The organism is Streptomyces sp. NPDC054840 (assembly GCF_053611065.1).
Genome location: NZ_JBSGZP010000655.1, coordinates 1 through 4103, shown reverse-complemented (window position 1 = coordinate 4103; position 4103 = coordinate 1). Strand labels below are relative to the sequence as shown.

Annotated in this window: 3 protein-coding genes; all 3 read right to left on the bottom strand. The window is 69.1% G+C overall.

All coding sequences use genetic code 11. The annotated features are described in order from the left end of the window. The coding region (locus tag ACWGIU_RS31665; RefSeq protein ID WP_453711556.1) for a 2-oxoacid:ferredoxin oxidoreductase subunit beta at positions 1–1065 on the bottom strand (1065 nt) is incomplete at its 3' end. Then, positions 1058–3001, bottom strand: a complete 1944-nt coding sequence (locus ACWGIU_RS31660; RefSeq protein ID WP_453711555.1) for a 2-oxoacid:acceptor oxidoreductase subunit alpha — start codon at positions 2999–3001, stop codon at positions 1058–1060. The genes ACWGIU_RS31660 and ACWGIU_RS31665, both read right to left, overlap by 8 nt. A 150-nt stretch (positions 3002–3151) precedes the next feature. Beyond that, positions 3152–3811 carry a response regulator transcription factor gene (locus tag ACWGIU_RS31655; RefSeq protein ID WP_150262025.1) on the bottom strand — a complete coding sequence of 220 codons (660 nt, stop codon included), beginning with the start codon at positions 3809–3811 and terminating at the stop codon, positions 3152–3154. Positions 3812–4103 lie beyond the last annotated feature (292 nt).

Below are 4103 nucleotides of genomic sequence, written 5' to 3'. Positions count from 1 at the left end.
GACGACGGTCCAGGTGTCGTTGCCGGTCAGCAGCGCCCCGAGGTCGCCCTTGCCGCTGCGGTCGATGGCCGCGTCGAGCTGGTCGGCCATGAGGGTGTCGTAGACGGGCCGCTCCACGCTGCGGAACACTCCGATCGGGGTGTGGTGCAGCGTGTCGGGGTCGGCGAGGCGGGAGAGCGCGAAGGCGGTGGTGGCGCTGGCGTTGTGCGCGTCGTGCACCAGGATCCGCGCCTCGTTGGCCGCGGTGACCTCGACGACCTCCAGGTCCCCGGTGGCCGGGTTGCGTACGACACCCTTGGCGTTGTCCGTGCCGAAGCGGATCGGCTGGCCGTCCTCCAGCCGGATCACGGCTTCCTGGGCCTGGTCCTTGTCCTTGAGGACCTCGAAGGCGCCGTCGTTGAAGATGTTGCAGTTCTGGTAGATCTCCACGAGCGCCGTGCCCTGGTGGTCGGCCGCCCGGCGCAGGACCTCCGTGAGGTGCTTGCGGTCGGAGTCGACGGTCCGGGCGACGAAGGAGGCCTCGGCTCCGATCGCCAGCGACACCGGGTTGAAGGGCGCGTCGAGCGAGCCCATCGGCGTCGACTTGGTGATCTTGCCGATTTCGGACGTGGGGGAGTACTGGCCCTTGGTCAGCCCGTAGATCCGGTTGTTGAACAGGAGGATCTTCAGGTTGACGTTGCGGCGCAGGGCGTGGATGAGGTGGTTGCCGCCGATCGACAGCGCGTCGCCGTCGCCCGTGACCACCCAGACGGACAGATCGCGGCGGGAGGTGGCGAGGCCGGTGGCGATCGCCGGGGCGCGGCCGTGGATGGAGTGCATCCCGTACGTGTTCATGTAGTACGGGAAGCGGGAGGAGCAGCCGATGCCCGAGACGAAGACGATGTTCTCCTTCGCGAGGCCCAGTTCGGGCATGAAGCCCTGAACGGCGGCCAGCACGGCGTAGTCCCCGCATCCGGGGCACCAGCGGACCTCCTGGTCCGACTTGAAGTCCTTCATCGACTGCTTGCTCTCGGCCTTCGGTACCAGCGAGAGCAGGGTCCGCTCCCCTTCTGTCACCTCAGTCATCGATGGCCTCCTTGAGGACCGTGGCGAGCTGCTCCGCCTTGAACGGCATTCCGTTGACCTGGTGGTACGACTGCGCGTCGACCAGGTATTTCGCCCGGATCAGGGTGGCGAGCTGCCCGAGGTTCATCTCCGGCACCACTACCTTCTCGTAACGCTCCAGGACCTCGCCGAGATTCCTGGGGAAGGGGTTGAGGTGGCGCAGGTGGGCCTGGGCGATGGGGAGTCCGGTGTTCCGCAGCCGGCGGACGGCCGCGGTGATGGGGCCGTAGGTGGATCCCCAGCCCAGGACCAGGGTGGTGGCCCCGTCCGGGTCGTCGACGTCGACGTCGGGGACCCGGATGCCGTCGACCTTGGCCTGGCGGGTGCGGACCATGAGGTCGTGGTTGGCCGGGTCGTAGGAGATGTTGCCGGTGCCGTCCTGCTTCTCGATACCGCCGATGCGGTGTTCGAGGCCGGGGGTGCCGGGGACGGCCCAGGGCCGGGCGAGGGTTTCCGGGTCCCGTTTGTACGGCCAGAACACCTCGGTGCCGTCGGAGAGGGTGTGGTTCGCGCCGGTCGCGAATTTGACCTTCAGGTCGGGCAGGTCGGCGACCTCGGGGATCCGCCAGGGCTCGGATCCGTTGGCGAGGTAGCCGTCGGAGAGCAGGAAGACCGGGGTCCGGTAGGTGAGCGCGATCCGGGCCGCGTCGAGTGCGGCGTCGAAGCAGTCCGCGGGGGTCCGCGGCGCCACGATCGGGACGGGGGCCTCGCCGTTGCGGCCGAACATGGCCTGGAGGAGGTCCGCCTGCTCCGTCTTGGTCGGCAGCCCGGTGGAGGGGCCGCCGCGCTGGATGTCCACGATCAGCAGCGGAAGCTCCAGCGACACCGCGAGGCCGATCGCCTCCGACTTGAGCGCCACACCGGGCCCGGAGGTGGTGGTCACCCCGAGCGCGCCGCCGAAGGCCGCGCCGAGCGCCGCGCCGATGCCGGCGATCTCGTCCTCGGCCTGGAAGGTCCGTACGCCGAAGTTCTTGTGCCTCGCCAGCTCGTGCAGGATGTCCGAGGCCGGGGTGATCGGGTAGGAGCCCAGGTAGAGGGGCAGGTCGGCCTGCTGGCTCGCGGCGACGAGACCGTAGGAGAGCGCCAGGTTCCCGGAGATGTTGCGGTAGGTGCCGGTGGGGAACGCGCGGGTGGCGGGGGCGACCTCGTAGGAGACGGCGAAGTCCTCGGTGGTCTCCCCGAAGTTCCAGCCGGCCCGGAAGGCGACGACGTTCGCCTCGGCGATCTCGGGCTTCTTCGCGAACTTCTGCCGCAGGAACTTCTCGGTGCCCTCGGTGGGGCGGTGGTACATCCACGACAGCAGGCCCAGCGCGAACATGTTCTTGCTGCGCTCGGCCTCCTTGCGGGACAGCCCGAAGTCCTTCAGGGCCTCGACCGTCAGCGTGGTGAGCGGCACCGGGTGCAGGCTGTAGGCGTCGAGGGAGCCGTCCTCCAGCGGCGAGGTGGCGTAGCCGACCTTGGCCATGGGGCGCTTGGTGAACTCATCCGTATTGATGATGATCTCCGCGCCGCGCGGAAGGTCCGCGATGTTCGCCTTCAGGGCCGCCGGGTTCATCGCCACCAGAACGTTCGGGGCGTCGCCGGGGGTGAGGATGTCGTGGTCGGCGAAGTGGAGCTGGAAGGAGGAGACGCCCGGCAGCGTCCCGGCGGGGGCGCGGATCTCGGCGGGGAAGTTCGGCAGCGTCGACAGGTCGTTCCCGAAGGACGCCGTCTCCGAGGTGAAGCGGTCACCGGTGAGTTGCATACCGTCACCGGAGTCACCCGCGAATCGGATGATCACACGATCGAGGCGGCGCACTTCCTTGCCGCCCGGGCTCTCCGGGATGCGCTGTCCACCGACAACCGCACCCCCGGCCCCGTCGGCCTGCTCGGCTGGGCTGCTGACCTGGCTGGTCACTGAACTGGACCTCCTTCGAGGCGTGACCCCCCGGAACCCACCCTACGACGGTAGGGATCAAGGCCCTCGGAAGCGGTCACATTCTGGACCGTAGGACCGCCCCTTGAGACGACCCTGCCGGTATGCCATATCTGACAGAGTGTCAGTCGATCAAGATTTCAGGTAGGTGAGAACGGCCAGTACTCGCCGGTGATCCCCGTCACTCGGCGAAAGACCCAACTTCATGAAGATGTTGCTGACGTGCTTTTCCACCGCGCCGTCGCTCACGACCAGCTGCTTCGCCACGGCGGAATTCGTCCGGCCCTCGGCCATCAGCCCGAGCACCTCGCGCTCGCGCGGGGTCAGGCCCGCGAGTACGTCCTGCTTCCGGCTGCGACCCAGGAGCTGGGCGACGACCTCGGGGTCCAGGGCCGTACCGCCCCGGGCCACCCGCACCACCGCGTCCAGGAACTCCCGCACCTCGGCCACCCGGTCCTTGAGCAGATACCCCACCCCGGTGCTGGACCCGGCCAGCAGCTCGGTGGCGTACTGCTCCTCCACGTACTGGGACAGTACGAGCACACCTATCCCGGGGTGGTCGCGGCGCAGCCGCACGGCCGCCCGCACACCCTCGTCGGTGTGGGTCGGCGGCATCCGTACGTCCGCCACCACCACATCCGGCAGCGCGCCCTCCGCCGCCAGGTCCGCCACCGTCTTGATCAGGGCCTCCGCGTCCCCGACGCCTGCCACGACGTCATGCCCCCGGTCGGTCAGCAACCGGGTCAGGCCCTCACGCAGCAGCACTGAATCCTCGGCGATGACCACCCGCACCCTGTCTTCCACGACTCAGCAGCTCCCGCGTCCACTCGTTCACGCACCACCTGACTCAGCCAAGCATCCCAGCCTTGGGTCCCGGTGAAGGCAGAGCCGGGACAACACGTCGCCTTACGCGGGGAGTTTTCGAGTACCGGAAGGTCGCATACCGCAAACAGGCGCCGAGCGCGCCGGGAGTGACGAAGGAGCCGGGCGGGAGGTGCGAAGGGGCCGGGCGCGGGCTGCGAAGGGGCCGGGCGGGAGGTGCGAAGGGGCCGGGCGGGGGCTGCGAAGGGGCCGGGCGGGTCGG